The 20,581-nt window shown below is 53.4% G+C and carries 18 protein-coding genes; 11 read left to right on the top strand and 7 right to left on the bottom strand.

Annotation, left to right across the window (positions count from 1 at the left end; all coding sequences use genetic code 11):
* Positions 1–3: 3 nt before the first annotated feature.
* Both FE845_RS07540 and FE845_RS07535 read left to right on the top strand, forming a co-directional pair.
* Positions 4–1,674: a long-chain fatty acid--CoA ligase gene (locus FE845_RS07540; protein ID WP_200363063.1), complete on the top strand. Its 1,671-nt coding sequence runs from the start codon at positions 4–6 to the stop codon at positions 1,672–1,674.
* The gene (locus FE845_RS07535; protein ID WP_200363061.1) at positions 1,671–2,606 is read left to right on the top strand and encodes a ketopantoate reductase family protein; all 936 of its coding nucleotides are present in this window, start codon (positions 1,671–1,673) and stop codon (positions 2,604–2,606) included. The genes FE845_RS07540 and FE845_RS07535 overlap by 4 nt, the downstream gene beginning before the upstream one ends.
* 30 nt (positions 2,607–2,636) lie before the next feature.
* Here the strand turns inward: FE845_RS07535 and FE845_RS07530 are convergent, their stop codons facing one another.
* The 5 genes from FE845_RS07530 to FE845_RS07510 are packed head-to-tail and all read right to left on the bottom strand — an operon-like array spanning position 2,637 to position 7,414.
* Positions 2,637–3,089: a MaoC family dehydratase gene (locus FE845_RS07530; RefSeq protein WP_200363059.1), complete on the bottom strand. Its 453-nt coding sequence runs from the start codon at positions 3,087–3,089 to the stop codon at positions 2,637–2,639.
* A 15-nt stretch (positions 3,090–3,104) separates the two neighbouring features.
* Complete coding sequence (locus FE845_RS07525; protein ID WP_200363057.1) at positions 3,105–3,857, bottom strand: class II aldolase/adducin family protein; 753 nt, start codon at positions 3,855–3,857, stop codon at positions 3,105–3,107.
* A gap of 5 nt (positions 3,858–3,862) precedes the next feature.
* A complete protein-coding gene (locus tag FE845_RS07520) occupies positions 3,863–5,005 on the bottom strand; it encodes an acyl-CoA dehydrogenase family protein (protein ID WP_200363055.1) in 1,143 nt (380 codons plus the stop codon).
* Positions 5,006–5,015: 10 nt separating this feature from the next.
* On the bottom strand, positions 5,016–6,212 hold the full coding sequence (locus FE845_RS07515; protein WP_200363053.1) for an acyl-CoA dehydrogenase family protein: 1,197 nt from the start codon (positions 6,210–6,212) through the stop codon (positions 5,016–5,018).
* Positions 6,213–6,244: 32 nt separating this feature from the next.
* Entirely contained in the window at positions 6,245–7,414 is a 1,170-nt protein-coding gene (locus FE845_RS07510; protein ID WP_200363051.1) for an acyl-CoA dehydrogenase, read from the bottom strand.
* A 331-nt stretch (positions 7,415–7,745) separates the two neighbouring features.
* On the opposite strand from FE845_RS07510, the gene FE845_RS07505 reads away from it, so the two are divergent.
* From FE845_RS07505 to FE845_RS07480, 6 genes are all read left to right on the top strand, one after another.
* Positions 7,746–9,113, top strand: coding sequence for a hypothetical protein (locus FE845_RS07505; RefSeq protein WP_200363049.1), 1,368 nt, complete (start codon positions 7,746–7,748; stop codon positions 9,111–9,113).
* Between the two features lie 94 nt (positions 9,114–9,207).
* Positions 9,208–10,035, top strand: a complete 828-nt coding sequence (locus tag FE845_RS07500) for an IclR family transcriptional regulator (RefSeq protein ID WP_200363047.1) — start codon at positions 9,208–9,210, stop codon at positions 10,033–10,035.
* 151 nt (positions 10,036–10,186) lie between these two features.
* Complete coding sequence (locus FE845_RS07495; protein WP_200363045.1) at positions 10,187–12,280, top strand: 3-hydroxyacyl-CoA dehydrogenase NAD-binding domain-containing protein; 2,094 nt, start codon at positions 10,187–10,189, stop codon at positions 12,278–12,280.
* 81 nt (positions 12,281–12,361) lie between these two features.
* Positions 12,362–13,546: an acetyl-CoA C-acyltransferase gene (locus FE845_RS07490; RefSeq protein WP_200363043.1), complete on the top strand. Its 1,185-nt coding sequence runs from the start codon at positions 12,362–12,364 to the stop codon at positions 13,544–13,546.
* A 196-nt stretch (positions 13,547–13,742) separates the two neighbouring features.
* A complete protein-coding gene (locus tag FE845_RS07485) occupies positions 13,743–14,852 on the top strand; it encodes a zinc-binding dehydrogenase (protein WP_200363041.1) in 1,110 nt (369 codons plus the stop codon).
* Position 14,853: 1 nt separating this feature from the next.
* A complete protein-coding gene (locus tag FE845_RS07480; RefSeq protein ID WP_200363038.1) occupies positions 14,854–15,834 on the top strand; it encodes an NAD(P)H-dependent flavin oxidoreductase in 981 nt (326 codons plus the stop codon).
* Between the two features lie 107 nt (positions 15,835–15,941).
* On the opposite strand, the gene FE845_RS07475 is transcribed toward FE845_RS07480, so the two are convergent.
* Positions 15,942–17,072: a DcaP family trimeric outer membrane transporter gene (locus FE845_RS07475; RefSeq protein WP_200363036.1), complete on the bottom strand. Its 1,131-nt coding sequence runs from the start codon at positions 17,070–17,072 to the stop codon at positions 15,942–15,944.
* Between the two features lie 209 nt (positions 17,073–17,281).
* The gene (locus FE845_RS07470) at positions 17,282–17,623 is read right to left on the bottom strand and encodes a DUF805 domain-containing protein (RefSeq protein ID WP_200363034.1); all 342 of its coding nucleotides are present in this window, start codon (positions 17,621–17,623) and stop codon (positions 17,282–17,284) included.
* Between the two features lie 365 nt (positions 17,624–17,988).
* On the opposite strand from FE845_RS07470, the gene FE845_RS07465 reads away from it, so the two are divergent.
* The 3 genes from FE845_RS07465 to FE845_RS07455 all read left to right on the top strand — a co-directional run bounded on the left by FE845_RS07465 (position 17,989) and on the right by FE845_RS07455 (position 20,528).
* Positions 17,989–19,233, top strand: a complete 1,245-nt coding sequence (locus FE845_RS07465; RefSeq protein ID WP_200363032.1) for an immunity 49 family protein — start codon at positions 17,989–17,991, stop codon at positions 19,231–19,233.
* Positions 19,234–19,281: 48 nt separating this feature from the next.
* The gene (locus tag FE845_RS07460) at positions 19,282–19,842 is read left to right on the top strand and encodes a hypothetical protein (protein ID WP_200363030.1); all 561 of its coding nucleotides are present in this window, start codon (positions 19,282–19,284) and stop codon (positions 19,840–19,842) included.
* Positions 19,843–19,946: 104 nt separating this feature from the next.
* Positions 19,947–20,528 carry a hypothetical protein gene (locus FE845_RS07455; protein WP_200363028.1) on the top strand — a complete coding sequence of 194 codons (582 nt, stop codon included), beginning with the start codon at positions 19,947–19,949 and terminating at the stop codon, positions 20,526–20,528.
* Positions 20,529–20,581 lie beyond the last annotated feature (53 nt).

Here is a 20,581-nt window from a genome sequence, read left to right as displayed (position 1 = left end):
ATCATGTTCACACGCCACTACGCGGTCTGGCCGAAAGAGTTGCCCAAGACCATGACTTTACCGAAAACCAGTGTGTTTACTAATCTGGATATATCGGCCCAGCGCTACCCTGATCACACCGCTATTATTTTCTATGACGCCCTTATCACATACCGCCGTCTACTGGCGGAGGTGGAAGCCATGGCAGGTTACCTGCAGGCGCAAGGTGTGAAAAAGGGTGATCGGGTGCTGTTGTATATGCAGAACTCCCCTCAGTACGTCATTTCCTACTACGCGATTCTGCGTGCGGATGCTGTTGTAATCCCGGTAAACCCAATGAATCGGGCTGCAGAGCTGGAGCACTTCATTTCTGACACTCGGTCATCGGTATGTTTGGCGGGTCAGGAATTGGTTGAACACATTGCGCCCCTGTTGCACAAAACCAATCTCGAACAGATTGTGGTGGCCTCTTACAGCACATACATCAAGCCCGACACCGATCTGGACCTGCCAGCGGAAGTCGCAAGCCCGCCCTGGTCGGGTGATGGTGCTGGTTTGGTAAGCTGGGAAGCAGCTATGGCAGAGGGCCACAGGCCGACTGAGCACACCGCCGGCCCGGAAGATCTGGCGGTGATTCCTTACAGTTCGGGCACAACCGGCACACCAAAAGGCTGCATGCACACGCATCGCTCGGTGATGGCCACGGCGGTACATAGAGTGTTCTGGAACCTGAGCACATCAGACAGCGTACAGTTGGCTACGCTGCCATTTTTCCATGTAACAGGAATGACAGGCTCCATGAACGGGCCGATTTTTGCCGGATCCACTTCGGTGATCATGACCCGCTGGGATCGCACCACCGCTTCTAAGCTCATCGAGCGCTACAAGGTTACCGGCTGGACCAACATAGTCACCATGGCCGTGGACTTTCTGTCTAACCCGGATATCGGCAAATATGATCTCTCCAGTCTTAATATGATTGGTGGCGGAGGCGCGACCATGCCGGTCGCCGTTGCGGAGAAGCTGAAAAAGCTGACGGGCCTGAACTACATCGAAGGTTATGGTCTGTCAGAAACCATGGCTGCAACCCATATCAACCCCAACGCGAAGCCTAAAGCTCAGTGTTTGGGTATTCCGGTGTTTGATGTAGATAGCCGGATAATTGACGTGGATACTCTGGAAGAGAAAGGCCCGGGTGAAACCGGTGAGATCGTTTCCTGTGGTCCGCAGGTAACCATGGGCTACTGGAACCGACCAGCCGAAACCGAAGCAGCGTTTGTTGAAATCGACGGTAAGCGTTTCTTCCGCACTGGCGATCTGGCGTATTACGACGAAGAAGGCTACTTCTTTATGGTCGACCGTCTCAAGCGAATGATCAACGCATCCGGATTCAAGGTGTGGCCGTCGGAAGTGGAAGGGCTGATGTATCAACACCCGGCCATTCATGAGGTGTGCATTATCTCGGCGCCGGATCCCAAGCGTGGTGAAACGGTCAAGGCCTGTATAGTGCTGAAGCCGGAGGCAGAAGACAGCACCAGCGTTGAAGAAATTATCAGTTGGTGCAAGGACACAATGGCGGTCTACAAAGTACCAACCATTGTTGAGTTTGTGACTACCCTGCCGAAGTCCCCCACGGGCAAGTTGATGTGGCGAGCGCTTCAGGACGAAGAATGGAAAGGAACGGAGAAACCATGAACGATAAACCCAGCATTCTGATTATTGGTGCCGGCGCTATCGGCAGCTTCTACGGTGCTATTCTCAAGAAAGCCGGTTGTTCGGTGAGCACCGTTTTACGTTCAGATTATGAAGCAGTCAGAACCCGGGGTGTACGCATTACAAGCCCGCTTGGAGACCTCTCTTTCGAACCCGATCGTGTATACCGCGATAGTGATTTGCCAGACGAATCGCCGGACTTTCTCATTCTGTGTGTGAAGGTGTTACCCGGTGTGGACCGGGTTGCGCTGGTTGCACCTTGGATGGGTGAGAAAACCTGTTTGGTTCTGATCGAAAACGGACTGGACATCGAGAGAGAGCTGGCTGACGCTTACCCGGATAATCCGCTAATAAGCTGTCTGGCTTTTATTGCGGCAAGCCGCACAGAATCAGGCGTTGTGGAGCATAAGGCATACGGTAAGTTGGTAATGGGGCGTTATCCTGAAGGCGTTGATGACAACTGTCGGGCCTTATCCCAGCTCTTTATGGATGGCGGTATCAAGATTGATCTGACAGAGCGCGTGGTGGGTGAGCGTTGGCGCAAGTGCCTATGGAATACACCGTTCAACCCTTTATCGGTTGTTGCCAACGGAGCCGATACTTTTACTATTCTGGATACCGAGGGCGGTGAGGAGCTGATTCGGGCCATGATGCGTGAGGTGATGGTGGTGGCTGCCGCGGAAGGCTACCCAATGGATGAGGCGCTGATCGACCAGAACATTGAGAGCACCCGCAAAATGCCTGCCTATAAGAACAGTATGGCGCTGGATTATCTGAACGACCGCCCGATTGAACGGGAGGCGGTATTGGGCAATGTGGTGACCATAGCCGAGCGCCATGGTCTTGCCGTGCCCCATCTAAACACCGTGCTGGTGACTCTGAAAATGCGCGCGGCTCTGGAAGGGCGGGAATAGCGTTTAAAAAGCCTCGCCGAGATGTCTGGCTCAGACCACATACATAACGAGGTTTTCTGCTACACAGGCCGGTTTATTCTGGCCTTTTATTTCCACGGTGGTTTTGTACGTCGCCAGAGTTTTTTTGTCATCCACCGAGACAACGTCGATCAGTTCGACGTTGGTGCGGATCTCAGAGTTCACGGGCACTGCAGCTGGAAATCGCAGTTTATTCAGTCCGTAATTAATCGTTGCCTTGGTGCCAGTTACCCGCAGTGCTTTAGGGTTGAGCATGGACATCAGGGATACCGTCAGGTATCCATGGGCGACGGGGCTTTGCCAGGGTGACTCGCGCTTCGCCCGCTCCACATCTACGTGAATCCACTGGTGATCCCCCGTTGCATCAGCAAAGGCCCCGATCATCTCCTGAGTGATCGTAAGCCATGGGCTGTGGCAGTTCAGGCTTCCTTTATGGTCGGGCAGGTGTCTAAGTTGTATTTCCATTAAGGCCCCCCCCTCTCACACCGCGTAGCCGGGGTTTTTGCTATCGAGAAGCCGCAACAGTGCTGGCCAGGTGAGCGTCGCTGCGGTGCTCAGAGATTGCGACTGGTCTGCAGTCGTTTTGATGGCCTGCTCTGAGGGCATCCACACTGGGCCGCAGCTTTGTGCTTTAACCTGTATTTCGCAGGCTTTCATTAGGAAGTACAGGTATGTGAAGGTTTCCGGTACATCTTTACCGGCGGTCAGAACCCCATGGTTGCGCAGCATCATCATGGACTTATCCCCCAGATCCCGTATCAGGCGCTCACGCTCATCCAGATTAAGAGCTACACCTTCATAATCGTGGTAACTCAGGTGCGCCAGACACAGCATGGCTGTTTGGCTCAAGGGCAGTAGGCCGTCTCTGTGGGCAGAAACTGCCACGCCGTCCGGCGCATGCAGGTGCATTACGGCACCTGCATCGTCGCGCCCCATGTGCACAGCGCTGTGGATGGTAAAGCCAGCAGGGTTTACCCGGCCAAGGCCGCCGGACTCCACCACTTGCCCCTCTCTATCAACCTTCACCAGAGAGGAGGCGGTAATCTCGTGGAACAGCAAACCATAAGGGTTGATTAAAAAGTGATGTTCAGGCCCAGGTACCCGCGCGGAAAGGTGGGTAAATACCAGATCATCCCATCCGAACAGGGCGACAAGGCGATAGGCTGCAGCCAGCTGGCTGCGTACCTGCCATTCCGCCGCTTTGAGAGCTTTTGCTTCGGTGTTGGTTGTCATGTTGCTCACCCTGCCTGCAAAAGAGAGGCGTAGTGCTCCAGATGGAAGTCGTCGTCACCCAGTTGGTGGTTGATCATGATCAGGCGCTTGGCGTAATGGGCAAAATTATATTCCCATGTCATACCGATACCGCCGTGGGATTGTATACCCTGTTCTGAAATGAACTGGCCGCTGCGGCCGATAACGTTTTTAGCCGCAGCCAGCACCCGGCGGCGTTCGTCACTCTGTTCTTCGTCCGCCACGCTGGCGGCCAGAATAGCCATGGAGCGAGCCTGCTCAAGTTCAGACATCATATCGACCATGCGGTGCTGCAGTACCTGAAACTTGCCAATAGGTACGCCGAACTGTTTGCGCTGCTTGAGGTAATCCAGAGTCAGCTCGTTGGCGACTTCCATAACGCCCACGGCTTCTGCGCATAATGCTGCAATAGCGCGGCCAGCCTGATACTCAATCACCTCGGCAGCTTTGCCTTCTTCACCCAGCAGGGCATCGGCATCTACCTGAACGTTGTTCAGAAGAAGATCGCAGCCTTTAGAGCCGTCAATGGTTGGGTACACCCGGCGTTCAATTCCGGCAGTGTCGGATTTCAGAGCGAATAGGCTGATTCCGCCAGAATCCCGCGCATCGCCAGACGTGCGTGCAGAAACCACAATAACGTCAGCGCAATGCCCGCCGATCACCACCGCCTTGCGGCCGTTGAGCAGATACCCGCCGTCTTTTTTCTCGGCGCGGGTTTCTACATTGTTCAGATCATAAAAGCTCTGGGGCTCCTGAAGCGCAACAGCTGCTTGCAGTTCGCCACTGGCAATTCCGCCCAGCCAGATTTCTTTCTGGCTATCGCTGCCCGCATGGCCGATAAGGCCGCCGCCAAAAATGACAGATTGCAGGTACGGCTCAAGACAAAGTCCGCGACCTAATTCGGTCATGACCGATTGCACTTCCACGCCGCCACCGCCAAAACCGCCAAGCTCTTCTGAAAAAGGAACGGCTGTCAGGCCCAGCTCACTGAGCTGCTTCCAGAAATCGACGCTGAACCCGGCTTCTGTTTCACTGAATTCAAGGCGTTTTTCAAAGCTGTATTCACCGCGCACCAGACGGGCCACGGTGTCCTGCAGCATTTGCTGCTCTTCATTGAGTCGGAAATCCATGGTCGTCTCCTTAAAGCCCGAGAATCATTTTCGATACGATATTCTTCTGGATCTCGTTGGATCCGCCGAAAATCGAGAGCTTACGGTTATTGAAATACTGAGCTGAGAGAGGGGCCGCGTTTTCGTCCGACAGGAACTCGCCGTCATAATCATGGTTCAGTTCCTCTTCCACAAACGGAATGGCGTAAGGCCCTATGGCTCTGCGCGCCAGATCGTTAATAGACTGGCGAATTTCCGTACCTTTTACCTTCAGCATGGAGCTCTCGGCGCCCGGCATGCCGCCACCTTCAACAGAAGCAATGATCCTGAGGTTGCTGATTCCAGCTGCCATCAAATCGATTTCAACCTTGGCGATGCGCTGGCTGAACGTTGTATCTTCAATCAGCGGACGACCGTTCTTGATGCGGCGAGAGGCAAGTGCTTTCAGGTGGGACAGCGCAGCTTTGGACAAGCCAATGCCAGCCAAGCCCGTGCGCTCGTAGGTTAGGAGGAACTTGGCGTAAGTCCAGCCTTTATCTTCTTCGCCGACCAGGTTTTCAACCGGAACTTTTACATCTTCAAAGAAAACTTCGTTTACCTCGTGCTCGCCATCGAGAGTGATGATCGGGCGCACGGAAATGCCAGGCGTGTTCATGTCGATCAGCAAGAAGGAGATACCAGCTTGCGCTTTCACTTCGGTATTGGTGCGCACCAGACAGAAAATCATGTTGGCGTATTGGCCAAGGGTGGTCCAGGTCTTTTGACCATTCACAATGTAATGGTCGCCCTCACGCACGGCGCGGGTTTTCAGGGACGCCAGATCGGAACCGGCGCCCGGCTCGGAGTAACCCTGACACCACCAGTCTTCACCGCTGAGAATTCGAGGCAGGTATTTTTGTTTCTGCTCTTCGTTCCCGAATTTGATGATAACCGGCGCCACCATGTTTACGCCAAAGGGCACAGAGCGGGGCACGCCATAGCGGCAGGATTCTTCATCCCAGATGTGTTTCTGGACGGGCGTCCACTCCACACCGCCATACTCTTCAGGCCAGTGTGAAGCGTACCAGCCCTGAGCGCTGAGAATCTTCTGCCAGCGCTGATGGTCCTCTTTGGACAGATGGCGGAAGCCTTTCACTTTGGCGGCGATATCTGCCGGCAGTTTCTCATCCAGAAACGCTCGCACTTCGTCACGGAAAGCGAGCTCCTCAGTGGTGTAGTTCATATTCATTGGGTAGCCTCGTCGTGTTGGGCGGTTGGGCTTCAGCTAAATGCTGCAATACCGGTTTGGCCACGGCCAAGAATCAGGGCGTGGACATCATGAGTGCCTTCGTATGTATTCACCGCTTCGAGGTTCATTACGTGACGGATTACGTGGTACTCGTCAGCTATGCCATTCCCGCCATGCATATCGCGGGCAACGCGAGCGATATCCAGCGCTTTGCCACAGTTATTGCGCTTGAGTAGGGAGATTGCATCCGGCGTCGCGTCGCCGCTGTCCATCATTCGGCCCAGTTGCAAGGCGGCCTGCAGGCCCAGAGTAATTTCGGTTTGCATATCAACCAGTTTTTTCTGGATCAACTGGTTGGCAGCCAAGGGCCTGCCGAACTGCTTGCGTTCCAGAGTGTAGTTACGGGCTGCGTGCCAGCAGAATTCGGCTGCGCCGAGTGAACCCCAACTGATGCCAAAGCGCGCTTTGTTAAGGCAGCTGAAGGGGCCCTTTAAGCCTTCTACGTCAAGCTTGTTTTCTTCTGGAACAAACACCTCATCCATAAAGATAGAGCCGGTATCAGACGCGCGCAGCGAGAATTTGCCTTCAATCTTTGGCGTTTCCAGACCTTTGGCGCCTTCACGCTCGATAACAAAGCCGTTTACTTTGCCGTCCAGTTTGGCCCACACCACGAATATATCTGCGATAGGAGAGTTGGTGATCCAGGTTTTGGAGCCGCTCAGCAGGTAGCCGCCGTCGACTTTTTTGGCGCGGGTTTCCATGCCAGCCGGGTCAGATCCGTGGTTGGGCTCGGTCAGGCCAAAACAGCCCACCCATTCGCCTGAGGCAAGCTTAGGCAAGATGCGCTTTTTGAGGGCTTCCTGAGCGAAGGCGTGAATCGGGTGAATAACCAGTGAAGATTGAACGCTCAGTGCGGAGCGGTAGGCAGAATCAACACGCTCCACCTCACGGGCGATCAGTCCGTAACAAACGTGGTTAAGGCCCGGGCCGCCGTACTCTTCCGGCAGGGTGGCGCCCAGCATGCCGAGATTGCCCATGTCGGTGAAGATACTCCGATCAAACTTTTCGTGACGGTTGGCCTCGACAATGCCGGGCATTAGGCGCTGATCACAAAAGCCGCGAATGCTGTCCCGGACCTGGCGTTCGGTTTCATCCAGCTGTTTTTCAAGCTGCAGCAGGTCGTTCCAAGGTGCAGAAGCCATGTTTTTCTCCTCATTAAAAACAGTTGTTAACCCGTTCAATCGCAGTGGCGGTGCGACCTCCGTTCGGGGTCAGCCGGGCCTATCGATAGGGCTCATAGTCAGTCTAGTGGTACATCCGAGAACCTGAGCGGCAAACTTCGCATTAATCCCGTCTGAGTTAACGAAAGCCCACCGCAAATAAATACCGGGTTGTCTTGTTATTTGCGCTAGTGTAGTTTCATTCAGCGAAACTTAGTTTTGTAATGGCTACGCAAAAGACTAATCCGGGTGTGTGTGAAATGCAAGCAGAGACCTCGTCTATCCATGTGATCCCGTCAAAGGCTAGGCAAGTATGAGTACAGCAGATCGCTGGCTGTTACCTTTGGCGGTATTGATCGAGCTGATTGCTATCGGCTTTTCAAGCATTCAGCTCGGTGCAATCGCGGGCGTATTGTTCATTTTTTGTTTTCTGTGGGCGGGTGGGCGCTTACAAGGTTATTCCCGCGTGTTGTTGCTGATTTCTCTGGCGGTCACAGCGTGGCTGTGTGTGCGTGGTCAGTTGGGTATAGACAGGCTGGTTAAAGCGTCGGCTGATGCGGCTTTTTACGCTGCTTTTCTTGGCAGTCTTGGGATGATGCAGTGTTTGGTTAGACGCTTTGAGGTTCTGCGCCGGATCCACGATGTCCTGCTGGGGGGGCGCGCCCTTTGGCTGTATCCCAAGTACGCAGTTGTTAGCTGTGGCATAGCATCGGTATTGAGTTTCGGCATGATGAACCTGCTGTGCGGCAGCCTTTCGGACACGCTGCGAGAGCGCGGAATTACCGGCGAATCTCGCCTGCAATGGCTGCGCAGTGTTCTGATCAGCGCGCTACGCGGCTTTGCACTGGTGCCTTTGGTGGCGCCGACCAGTGTGGCAGTAGCGATATTGACTAAAGAGCTGCCCGAGTTAACCTGGCTAATGCTGCTACCTTATGGCCTTGCGGCGTCCGTGGTTCTGATAGGCGTTGGTTGGTTTCTGGAGCAGCGCCGCTTTCGGCAAGTAAGCAGCGAGCGTGCAGCTCTGGAGCGTTGGCCAGCGGGCACGTTGCAGTTGCTGGGGTTGGTCGCGACAGTTTTTTTCATAATGGCAATGATCGTCGCTTTGACCGATTTCAAAGTGTCTGTTGCTGCCATGATGGCTGTTCCATCGGTTACGCTTCTTTATATGATGTGGCAGGAAAGATCGCTTGGAGTGGTGCTCAAGGAGGGTGTGACTCAGGTGTCGGCCATGAACAATGAAATGGCGATTTTTGCTGCCTCGGCGATTTTGGGGGTGTCAGTGTCCAGCGTGATTCCGGCGGATGCCCTGAGCGGGCTTGCAACCTCTTCGGGGGGAATGTGGGTGCTCGCCGTTGTTGGTATGTTGAGCCTGCCACTATTATCAACCATCGGGATTATCCCGATTACGGTGCTCAGTGTTCAGGCGGGGCTGTTGCCGCAGCTGATGGCAGAAGGCATGGATCCGATTTTGATATCCGTTGCGCTGGTTATCGGCTTTTCACTGGCGATGATGCTTTCACCGTTCGGGCCATCAGTAATGCTGCTGGCCCGCTTCGGTCAGGTTCCGCGCTGGGTGGTGGCATTCCGCTGGAATGGCGTGTTTGTGTTGATTGCTGTGCCGCTGTTACTGGCGCTATTAGCTTTTGAAATGCTTGTCTTGCCCGGAGTTAGTGGTAGTTGAGTTCATCAGCGATTAAAATGCCGCTCACTTTATATACATGAAATTGATCCCCCGGAACTCGGGAGCAGGCGACGTTGTTGGAGGACGCCACACTATGCCCAAAGCAAAAACCACTTCACCGGAACTCATGGCAGCCTCCGGTGACGGCGAACCGGTGAAGCCGGAGAAGGATCGTAAGTTCGTCGAGGCGCTGTCCCGTGGTCTGGATGTGTTGCGTGCGTTCAGCCAAGGCTCTGTCATTCTTGGTAATCAGGATATTGCCAGGATTACGGGTCTGCCCAAGCCGACCGTATCCCGTATGACCTACACGCTGACCAAGCTGGGGTACCTGAGCTACAACACCCAGCTGGAAAAATATCAGCTTAGCTCCGGTGTACTCGCGTTGGGTTATGCGTATGTGTCCAATCTGAAAGTTCGCCAGTTGGCCAAGCCTTACATGGATGAATTTGCTCGCCACAACAACATGTCTATAGGCCTGACTTGCCGTGATCGCCTGCACATGATCTATGTAGAAAACCGTTTACCGCCGGAAGCCTCGTTGCTGCGAATGGATATAGGTAAGAAGCTGCCATTGGCGACCACATCGGCGGGCCGGGCCTATTACTGCGCAATCTCAGACAAAGGACGAAAGGTAATTGATGACGCGATGGCGATAAAATATGGCCCGGAAGCCTGGCCCGAGAAAAAGGAAGGTTTGGATCGCGCCATGGAAGACTACAAGAAGTACGGCTTCTGTCTTTCGCTCGGTGAATGGGATCGCAATATTAATTCTGCCGGTGTTCCCGTTCATTTGCAGGACGGAACAACCATGGCGTTGACCTGCGCTGCTCCGTCTTACTTGGTGCCTGCGGAGAAGCTTCGCGACTCGATTGCACACCAGTTGGCCATGCTGGCGAGTGACATAGAATCGCTAGGCGTTTAAAGCGCCCACGTAAAAAAACCGCAGGATGCCCTCCTGCGGTTTTTTTATGGGCGAGTTTAAATGGTGGTTGAAACCCTGAGAGAACTTGTATTAAATCGTACAGATGTTTCGCTTGTTAAAACTAAATTCCATATAAAGCGAGGAAGAGATTATGTCTGAAGTCGTAACTTACAGTCGTGAAGGCAATATTGGCGTAATTACAGTGGACTACCCGCCGGTCAATGCCCTCAGCCACGCGGTGCGTTCAGGCCTGATTGCCGCGCTGGAACAGGGGCAAAAGGATTCTGATGCCAAAGCACTTTTGTTGGTGTGTGAGGGTCGCACCTTTATAGCAGGTGCTGATATCCGCGAATTTGGTAAGCCTATGCAGGAGCCGGGGTTGGCTTCGGTGGTTGCACAGTTTGAGAACAGCGACAAGCCGCTGGTTGCTGCGATTCATGGCACAGCTCTGGGTGGTGGGCTGGAAACGGCTCTGGGTTGCCATTACCGAGTTGCGCTGAGCAGTGCCAAAGTTGGTCTGCCGGAGGTAAAACTCGGCCTCCTGCCCGGCGCTGGCGGCACCCAGCGTTTGCCGCGTTTGGCGGGCGCTCAGAAAGCGCTGGAGATGATCACGACAGGGCAGTTTGTAGCAGCCAAGGACGCGCTGAGCTTCGGTATTGTGGATGCCGTTGATGAAGGCAAGGATGTGAAAGCGGCTGGCATGGCCTTCGCCCAAAAAGTTGTAGTTGAGGGCATGCCTGTACGCCGGGTAAGGGACCTGACCGACAAGATCGCGGCGGATAAAGGCAGCGACGTATTCGAACAATTCCGCGCGTCACTGCAAAAAACGGCCCGAGGTCAGTTTTCCCCATTCAAGTGCGTGGATGCTGTTGAGGCGGCCTTTACCCTGCCGTTCCCGGAAGGTTTAAAACGCGAGCGCGAGCTGTTTGTAGAGTGTATGAACTCGCCGCAACGGGCAGGACAAATTCATTCTTTCTTTGCGGAACGCGAAGCCTCCAAAGTGAAAGGGTTGTCGAAGGACACACCGGTGCGTGACGTAAACAGCGTTGGCATTATTGGCGCAGGCACCATGGGTGGTGGCATCGCCATGAACTTTGTCAACGTCGGTATCCCCGTCACCATCGTTGAAATGAAACAGGAAGCTCTGGACAAAGGGCTGGGCATTATCCGCAAGAACTACGAGAACTCTGCCAAAAAAGGACGTATCACCCAGAAGCAGGTGGACGACCGGATGGCACTGATCACCGGCAGCCTGAACTATGACGATTTCAAAGACGTGGATTTGGTGATCGAGGCTGTGTTTGAAAACATGGCGGTCAAGAAAGAGATTTTCGCGAAGCTAGACAGCACCTGTAAGCCCGGAGCCATTCTGGCTTCCAACACGTCCACTCTGGATATCGACGAAATTGCCTCTACCACCAAACGCCCGGAAGACGTCGTGGGTATGCACTTCTTCAGCCCGGCCAACGTGATGCGGCTGCTGGAAAACGTTCGTGGCAGCAAGACCTCTGATGAGGTGAAGGCGACCGTGATGGCTGTTGCCAAGAAAATCAAGAAGGTAGGTGTTTTGGTTGGCAACTGTCACGGCTTTGTGGGCAACCGTATGCTGCACAAGCGTGGCACTGAAGCCATGGCGCTGGTTAACGAAGGAGCTACACCGCAGCAGGTCGATAAGGTGTTAACGGACCTTGGTTACCCCATGGGGCAGTTTGCCATGTCGGACCTGGCCGGTATTGATGTGGGTTACCGCATTCGTGAAGAACTGCGTAACGCTGGCGAAAACGTCCCGCCCAGCTGGATGGATAAGCTTGCTGAGCAAGGGCGTCTGGGCCAAAAGACCATGGCGGGTGTTTACAAGTACGAAGAAGGCAGCCGTAAGCCGATTCCCGATCCTGAAGTGGAACGCATTATTGAAGACTTCCGCAAGGAGCAGGGCATCGCTTCCCGTGAGATTACGGATCAGGAAATTCTTGAGCGTTGCATGTATGTGATGGTGAATGAGGCGGCGAAGATTCTGGAAGAGGGCATTGCTGACCGGGCCCTGGATATCGATGTGGTCTGGATTTATGGCTATGGCTTCCCGGCTTATCGTGGTGGGCCTATGTTCTGGGCAGATCAGGTTGGTTTGGATGTGATTCTGGCTGCGGTGGAGAAGTATCACGCTTCGGTGGGAGGGGAGCAGTGGAAGCCTGCTTCGTTGCTGAAGCAGTTGGTGGCTGGTGGCAAGAAGTTCGGCGACTTGTAAGGCTGTTATTGGCTGGCCTCTTTTGTCTGGTGCATTGGGGGCTGGCCGGCGCTACTTCACTTTTATTTCGAGGCAATGTTTATGTCAGACGCAGTTATTGTTTCTACCGCACGCACAGGGCTTGGCAAGTCTTACCGTGGTGCTTTGAACGCCACGCACAGTGTGGACCTTGCAGGGCAGGTTATTAAACACGCTGTGGCTCGTGCGGGCATCGATCCGGCGATTGTTGAAGATGTGATTCTGGGGGCGACGTTCCACGAAGGTTCTCAGGGTAAGAACATCGCTCGCTTAGCGGCAATACGAGCGGGTTTACCGGTGACGACTGCGGGGCTGTCGATTAACCGTTTTTGCAGTTCCGGTTTGCAGTCGATCGCTATTGCAGCGCAGCGGGTGGTTTCCGAGAAAGTGCCTGCAATGGTAGCGGGCGGCGTTGAGTCTATTTCTCTGGTTCAGAACGATAAGCTCAACAGTTTTCATGCAACCAATGAATGGTTGATGAAGAACAAGCCTGAGCTGTACCTGTCGATGATTGAAACGGCGGATATTGTGGCTCAACGCTACAACGTCAGCCGTGAGTCTCAAGACGAATACGCGTTAATCTCCCAGCAGCGCACAGCCGCTGCTCAGGAGGCGGGCAAGTTTGATGATGAGATTGTGCCTTTTGACGCGACGATGATGGTGAAGGATAAGGAAACCGGAGAAGTCAGTAAGAAAAATGTCACTCTCACGCGTGATGAGTGTAACCGCCCCAACACAACTCTTGAGGGGTTGCAGGGTTTGAATGCGGTGCGTGGTGAGGGCAATTTTGTGACGGCTGGCAATGCAAGCCAGCTATCTGATGGTGCCTCTGTGTGCACGGTAATGAACAGCACTTATGCTGAAAAGCACAACATTGAGCCCATGGGTATTTTCCGTGGTTTTGCAGTGGCAGGGTGCGAGCCCGATGAAATGGGTATTGGCCCGGTGTTTGCGATTCCGCGCTTGCTGGAGCGCAACGGCTTGACCATCGATGACATTGATCTGTGGGAACTGAATGAAGCCTTTGCGTCGCAGGTGGTTTACTGCCGTGATCGTTTGGGCATCCCCATGGAAAAGCTGAACGTTAATGGTGGTTCTATTTCTATCGGCCATCCATACGGTGTAACTGGCTCCCGCCTTGCGGGCCATGCCCTGATTGAAGGCAAGCGCCTTGGCGCCAAATACGTTGTCGTCACCATGTGCATTGGCGGAGGCCAAGGCGCAGCCGGGCTGTTTGAAGTCGTATAACCTATAAAAATGATCAGCGGCGGGAAAGGCAGAACAAATTGAGGTGTTCACTCGGTCCGGGGGTGGGGTGCCTTTTCTTCTGGGAAAAAGATGTCTGAGCGCAGCGAGTTGTTTTTCCCAGAAGAAAAGGCACCTCGCCTCCGGGCCAGCCACCAAAGTTTCAGCTCCTCCAGATGACTAACAGGAAGCACTTACCATGGACAGAAAAGCCAAAGCTGTAGTCTGCCGCGAATGGGGCCAACCCGTTCAGGTAGAAACCATCACTGTTGAAGGCCCCAAGCGTGGTGAAATCACCCTGAAAATCGCCGCCTGCGGCGTATGCCACAGCGACTTGTCCGCCACCACTGGCAAAATCCCGTACCCACCACCCCTTGTGCTCGGTCACGAAGCTGCCGGTGTCGTCATTGAAGTAGGCGAAGGTGTAACCGAGTTTCAGGAAGGCGACCACGTAGTCAGTTCCTTTATCTCCATGTGTGGCAAGTGCCGCCAGTGCGTGCGTGGTCGGCCAGTGCTGTGCGAGAACGCCCGCAAAGCCATGTTTACATTGCCTGATGGCACAGTAAGAACTAAAGACGCCGACGGCGAGCCACTCAACGTATTCGGGGCCTGCGGTGTGATGGCGGAATACGCCACCATGCACGTGGATAACTGCGTAAAAATCGACAAAACCGTGCCCATGCAAAATGCCGCGTTGGTGGGTTGTGCGGTAATGACCGGTGTCGGCGCTGTATTCAATACCGCTCAGCTAGAGCCAGGTTCCCGTGCGGCAGTCTTCGGAATTGGAGGCGTCGGCCTTAATGCAATTCAGGGTTGCGCCACAGCTGGGGCAGAAATGATTGTTGCCGTGGACAGCAGCTCAAAAAAGCTGGAAATGGCGAAAGAATTTGGCGCGACCCATACCGTCAATATTAACGACGTAGAGGATGCCGCGAAGGCTGTTAAAAAGCTGACTGGCGGCGTGGACTATGCCTTTGAGTGTGTTGGTGCAGGCACAGTTGTCGAGCAGGCGTATAAAAGTTTGGGGCGAGGGGGCACGGCTGTTGTTGTAGGCGTCTCTGACCCGAAAGACAAAACCTCGATAACCACACTGACTTTACCCGCAGACGAACGCACCCTCAAAGGAAGCTGGCTGGGTTCGGCCCGCCCGCAATACGATTTTCCGCGCATCATTGGTTTGTACAAGGCCGGTAAACTGAGGCTGGATCAGCTGGTTACACGCACCTATCCCATTGAAGAGGCCGCTCAGGCATTTGACGACATGGTGGCAGGTAAGAATGCACGCGGCGTAATTGTGATGGAGCCCTGAAATGAAAACCCGAATTACTGAAATGTTTGGCATACGCCACCCGATCATTCAAGGGGGTATGCACCACGTTGGTTATGCCGAGCTGGCATCCGCCGTGTCCAACGCTGGCGGCTTGGGCATTATCACCGGGCTTACCCAGCCTACGCCTGAGGATCTTGCGCGAGAGATTGCCCGCTGCCACGAAATGACCGACAAGCCTTTCGGCGTGAACCTTACTTTTTTACCCTCGTTCAGTGCACCGCCTTACCCCGAATATATCGACGCGATTATTGATGGCGGAGTAAAGGCCGTTGAAACCGCGGGCCGTAGCCCTGAAAAGTATATGCCCCAGCTCAAGGCTGCCGGTATCAAGGTGATTCACAAATGCACCTCTGTACGCCATGCCCTGAAAGCGGAAAAGATTGGCTGCGATGCTGTCAGTGTTGATGGTTTTGAATGCGGCGGTCACCCCGGCGAAGACGATATACCGAACTTTATTCTGCTACCGCGAGCGGCTGACGAGCTGAAGGTTCCGTTCGTCGCTTCTGGAGGCATGGCCGATGGCAGAAGTTTGGTGGCAGCCATGGCGTTGGGTGCAGAAGGTATGAATATGGGCACCCGTTTCCTGGCCACCAAAGATGCGCCGATTCACGACAACGTCAAACAGGCGATTGTCGAAGCGGATGAGCTGCAGACTCGACTGATCATGCGCAACCTGCGCAATACAGAAAGGGTTCTGAAAAATGCTGCTGTAGAAGAAATCATCCGCATTGAAAAAGAAAAAGGAAAAACTGTCACCATCGATGACATTCGTCATCTGGTCACCGGCGCCAAAGGCCGCCTTGTGCTGCAGGAAGGTAAAATGGATGAGGCTGCTTGGAGCTGCGGTATGGTGGCAGGGCTGATTCATGACATCCCTACGTGCGATGAACTGATCCAACGCATCATGCAGGAGGCCGAGTCGATTGTTCGTGAGCGCCTAACAGGGTTTTTGGGCGGCTAACGCCTCCGGAAAGCAAGGCTCCTCTGCACCACAGGTAAGATAAAACAGAGCCAAAAAATACGCCCCGGGAGATCCGGGGCGTATGGTTACTTTCTTAACAGTACGTTTTAGAAGTTGTACTGGGCTGCGAACAGCAGGCGGTTCGCGTCACCGTCGTCACCACTCTGAACTTCGCGCATACCATACTGGTACTCGACACCCATCATTACGTTCTTGACTGGCGTCCACTTGTAGTTCGCCATTACTGCAGCGACTGACTGGGTTGTGCTAGCAGCAATTACGCCGTCAGCAACGCCATCATCCAGATCGACTTCGGTCATGCCAACGCCAAGGTTCATGCTACGACCATTGCCAAGATTGAAGCCAGCGCCAATGCTGCCGCCGTATCCAGAAATGGTTTCTACGTCGCCATTAGGAGCAACGTATGCACTGGCTACGCCTGCACGGTAAAGGTAGCTGCTTGCGCCCTCAGTGAAGCTTAAAGTGCCTTGAATCGAGATCATATCTGACAGCGCGATTTTAGCAGCTACGAAGGTTGCGAAACCAAAAGCGCTTTCGTCAGAAGTGCCTGTGTCATAACCCAGTTGCTGTGCCAAAACAGCAGCAGAATAGGAAAGACCACCAGAGCTATCTTCAAAACGGGCTGTTAGGGCAGGCATGCCATCTTTAGCGGCCGCGCCAGCGCCTTCAATAGAGTTCTGGGGTTGCTCTGCAGAGATGGACAAAGCCCCAGTCGTGTAGCGCAACTGCGGGGTACGGGACTGGTAGCCAGCTAAACCTGGAAGAGAATCGAAGTCCAGCGTTGAAGTGCTGCCTACAAAACTGGTGAAGTTGGACCAAGTCTGACCGGCCAAAATGCCGTTGTATGAACCGTAGGCATGGCGTAAACGCAAGCTGCCGCCTCCGCCGCCGCGGAAGTCACCTTCTACGTTGAAGGTAACGCCTTCAGGGCTGGTTGTTTTAAAACCAATACGGCTTTGAAAAGCGTCAGCGCCGAAATAGCCGGTGGCCTCATTGTCTTCAGCGGCACCTACATTGATTCCAGAGTAGTTGAATGACCGGGTAGAAGATGCAGCATTCTCATCGATATCGTAGCTCGCTTTAAGGCTCGCATAACCGTATACGCTGCTATCCCAACCGCCAGCGTTAAAGCTTACAGCGCCAGCCTGACCAGCCATACCAGCCACAACTACAGCTGCCGTCGCACGAATGGCCATTCTCAATTTGTTGCTTTGCATTATTGTTGTCTCCACACATTAGACAATTATTTTTGTAGGACTCGCAGTCAAGATAGTTACCATTTCATGACAATTCAAATACATTTGTCTATTAGTTAGACGAATGTCTATGAGGCCTTTTTCTTTTTTTATACAGGTGCCTGCGTGCCTTTGGGGAGGTGGAGAGCCCCCAAAGCACGCCTGCGCCACACTCACGGATTGGTTAGGGCTTATTTTTGGGGCGGATACGCCTCAATAGATTCGGGCTTGGTAGGCATGCAAAACATTACCAATAGTATGATGAAGCCAAGAACAGGTATAAAGAGGAGCAGCTGCCACCAGCCAGAGCGACCCATGTCGTGGAGGCGGCGGGCACCGTAGGAAAGACTGGGCACAAGCATTATCAGCGAAAACACTGAAGATAGGATGGTTGGTAATCCGATTATCACTTCAAGGATGGTCAGGCCAACGATGATCAAAAAGTAGATCAGCATGAATATCCAGAATTGCGTGCGTGTTGCACGACCGCTGAAGTTGGCGAAGTTGCTGAACGCTGCCGTGAAATGTTCCATAGTTTATCCTTAATCTAAAGGTGCATTGCATCAAGTAGCTTGCCTGCTACCTGGGTGTTGCAGATCGCACGGTTTGTTGAAGCGATAATGTTATAGCTTTGATGTTTGAGAAAATAGAGGTCTCTTCTTTTTGCCCAGTGAATGCCTGCGATGGGATTGCTTAGTGAAGAGCAGGCCCCTAAATGTAAAGAACGCCTGCAATAGCCAATCTCCTACACCACCCTACGAACCTGCTTACATTCGCATCACCCCGCAAAAGATAAGATCCGCGTCCTCTTTTGAAAGTTGACGCTGGCGCCTAGCCAAGGATGCGTATGGCCGTTCTATATTCTGGTGACCAACACGAGTGATACGGAGAACGCAGTATGATTAAGCGCCACCACACGCCAAATATCGCTTCCTATGAGTATTGTCTCGAAAGGTATAAAAAAATGCTGGTGAGAGCTCCAGCTGTTATTCAGCAAACCCCTCGCTCTGCTTTACCCACCTTTTTCAACTCCTGTCGCGAGTTTTTTGCCACAGAAGCTTCGGTCCATCCCGGCTCCGATCTGGCTTGGCACGCCCTGTGTCTAGCCGAGCAACTGGGAACCGGCCACTTTCGGTCGGTGTTGAACGATGGCAAGGAATTGCAGCTGCGCTTTGAGGATCGGCAGTTGCCCATAACCGGCAAATATACGGCAAACAATACGGATATTGGTGTCTGGTTGAAGGTGTTTTGTTTTGGGGTGATGACGCGCAGTGGTGAAGCGCTGGAGGTTCTCAATCAGGTGGGTGAGGACATGTTACTGCAGGCTGAGAAAGCGCCCGCTACAAAGTACGAACTGGCGCTCGCCGCTTTGCTCAAAGGCGTCTACAACCCCGAAGCGAATCTAGCCCGGTTGCTGCTGGATTCAAAAGCAGCTTTTGACCCCGACGAGCTTCACGATAGCCGGTTTTTCTATGTGAGCCGTATCCTGCTGCCCATTGATTCCATTATTCGAACCATCTTCGCTGGAGATCAGGAGGATGCCTTCAATGAACACATGGAAGAAGCCCTGCGCCTGCATCAGGAATACTGGGTTAAGGTATCAGAGACAGCAGAAGACGGGCTGGTATCTGTGCCCCTCACGGCTCTTGCCGTCATGGCCTACGACCACAAAGGCTACCGGGTTCGGGTTGAAAATGAATACATCCCAGACTGGGTCGTAACCGCCGATCGGTTCAAAGCACTAACCGAGGTCAAGCCCGCGCCCAGCGGCACAGCGGTGTTCAAAAACACCCCCGTGCAGGTCAAACAAGCAGTACTACGGGACGACTACGACGAGCTGGAAGCCTACCGCGAGATAGACCACAGCGAGTGGCTACCGGATTTGATCCACGCCTTCGAAACATCCGACGACTGGACAGTGCGCGATGCATTGGCCTACATGCTGCAAGACCGCCGAGGCGACCCAGCGGTGAAAGGGCTTTATGAACAGGCTTTGGAATCGCCCACCCTGATGATACGAGCCATTGCGCTTATTGTGCTGCATGGCGATATCGATCTCTGGAGCGTCGTGATGGTGCATAACGAATTCAATGAGGAAGCCGTTGCTCGGCTTAAAGGCGAGTATTTAAGCCGGGTGGGTTAGGTCTCTTTGCTGCGCGCCGTATTAAAAACAAACGATTAGGAAACATATATGAAGAACATCTCGAGAGTACTGATATTGGCTATGGCCGCATGGTCGCTGCCAGTGTTTGCCGATAGCCTGCAACAAAGTGATGTAGACCGGTTTATCGCCAAAACACCGGCTGTTTTTACTGTTATTGCCTCCGTGGACCAGCGGCTGAGCAAGCAAGAAAAGAAGCGGTTTCAGGCATCTCTGATGAAGATGCGCCCCTATACCACCATGGCAGACATGATGGAGGACAAGCCCGATAACCTGTTGCTTGATGGCGTTAGCCAAAAAATAGGCTATGAAGATTTTCAGCACTACGCGAAAGTGGCAGATCGGTTTTTTTCCGTTGCCATGAGTGCTCAGATGGTTGAGCAGTTTTCCGGCTTAGGGCAAGAAAACCCGGAAAAAATCAACAACCTTTTCCGCTATCTTGACGATCCCAGCAAGCCTGAAGAAAAACAAAAGCGCTTATCTGAGGCGTTTGAAAAAATGTGCCAAGAGAGGTGTGTGAATCCTGATGATGTTGATATCGTCGCACAGAATTACTTGCCACTTAGTAAAGTGCTTCGCTTGAAAAAGTAGCCAGCTGGCTTTTATAGAGCCACAAATAACCAAATAAAAATCGCACTTCCTCATAGTACGCAATGCTGTTGGCGCAGTGACGTTATGGAAAAAAAGCTTGTCCCATGAAACACACCTTGATCACTCTTGTTTGGATCGGCGCTTTGTGGCTATCCCCTCTCGCACACTCAGCTTCACCAAACCAGCCGCAATCCGAAGAAATCAGCTCAGCTGCTAAGCCTGCAACCAGCAACCGTTCGCGGGCACCAGCGCTAAGCTATTATGACGATCCGGAGCGAATGGATGCGCTGTGGGGTGCTGATCGCAACCAAAACGGTGTTCGTGATGATTACGAGAAAGCCATTGCTTCCAGCAGCTTGCCCTTGGCGGTGAAGCCATACGCCCTTGCGGCGGGTAAGGTTTATGCTGAGTTGATAGCGACAGCAAAACCTGATTTTCAGGTAACGCCCGACAACGCCCGGTTTGTATTAGAGCGGTTATTGTTAGCAAATGCGTGTAAGCGTGAAATGCAGGCATTGCACAGGGGGCAGGCATGGCAGAAGAGTGCTTTCTTCGACACCTGGGATCGCATCGAGGCGAATCATAAACTCCAGAGCAGGTTGGTTCGCGTTGTGGATGAGGCGAGAATTCCTTATCCGACAGAGTCGCCGTGTACCGAGCTTCTGTCTTTAGGCGCTGGGCTTTAATCAACGTGGGGCGTGATGGGTTCTGCGCGCCCGGATTGGCCCCTCCTGACATG

Origin of the sequence: Marinobacter sp. 1-4A, from assembly GCF_016597725.1 — a bacterium.
In the GTDB taxonomy this organism is placed as follows: domain Bacteria; phylum Pseudomonadota; class Gammaproteobacteria; order Pseudomonadales; family Oleiphilaceae; genus Marinobacter.
This window is presented reverse-complemented; position numbering and strand designations above follow the sequence as displayed.

Coding starts and splice junctions, on each gene's coding strand:
- FE845_RS07515 (WP_200363053.1), bottom strand. CDS start 6,212: ATGAATATGAACTACACCACTGAGGAGCTCGCTTTCCGTGACGAAGTG.
- FE845_RS07490 (WP_200363043.1), top strand. CDS start 12,362: ATGTCAGACGCAGTTATTGTTTCTACCGCACGCACAGGGCTTGGCAAG.
- FE845_RS07485 (WP_200363041.1), top strand. CDS start 13,743: ATGGACAGAAAAGCCAAAGCTGTAGTCTGCCGCGAATGGGGCCAACCC.
- FE845_RS07510 (WP_200363051.1), bottom strand. CDS start 7,414: ATGGCTTCTGCACCTTGGAACGACCTGCTGCAGCTTGAAAAACAGCTG.
- FE845_RS07520 (WP_200363055.1), bottom strand. CDS start 5,005: ATGGATTTCCGACTCAATGAAGAGCAGCAAATGCTGCAGGACACCGTG.
- FE845_RS07455 (WP_200363028.1), top strand. CDS start 19,947: ATGAAACACACCTTGATCACTCTTGTTTGGATCGGCGCTTTGTGGCTA.
- FE845_RS07475 (WP_200363036.1), bottom strand. CDS start 17,072: ATGCAAAGCAACAAATTGAGAATGGCCATTCGTGCGACGGCAGCTGTA.
- FE845_RS07505 (WP_200363049.1), top strand. CDS start 7,746: ATGAGTACAGCAGATCGCTGGCTGTTACCTTTGGCGGTATTGATCGAG.
- FE845_RS07460 (WP_200363030.1), top strand. CDS start 19,282: ATGAAGAACATCTCGAGAGTACTGATATTGGCTATGGCCGCATGGTCG.
- FE845_RS07540 (WP_200363063.1), top strand. CDS start 4: ATGTTCACACGCCACTACGCGGTCTGGCCGAAAGAGTTGCCCAAGACC.
- FE845_RS07535 (WP_200363061.1), top strand. CDS start 1,671: ATGAACGATAAACCCAGCATTCTGATTATTGGTGCCGGCGCTATCGGC.
- FE845_RS07470 (WP_200363034.1), bottom strand. CDS start 17,623: ATGGAACATTTCACGGCAGCGTTCAGCAACTTCGCCAACTTCAGCGGT.
- FE845_RS07495 (WP_200363045.1), top strand. CDS start 10,187: ATGTCTGAAGTCGTAACTTACAGTCGTGAAGGCAATATTGGCGTAATT.
- FE845_RS07525 (WP_200363057.1), bottom strand. CDS start 3,857: ATGACAACCAACACCGAAGCAAAAGCTCTCAAAGCGGCGGAATGGCAG.
- FE845_RS07500 (WP_200363047.1), top strand. CDS start 9,208: ATGCCCAAAGCAAAAACCACTTCACCGGAACTCATGGCAGCCTCCGGT.
- FE845_RS07530 (WP_200363059.1), bottom strand. CDS start 3,089: ATGGAAATACAACTTAGACACCTGCCCGACCATAAAGGAAGCCTGAAC.
- FE845_RS07480 (WP_200363038.1), top strand. CDS start 14,854: ATGAAAACCCGAATTACTGAAATGTTTGGCATACGCCACCCGATCATT.
- FE845_RS07465 (WP_200363032.1), top strand. CDS start 17,989: ATGATTAAGCGCCACCACACGCCAAATATCGCTTCCTATGAGTATTGT.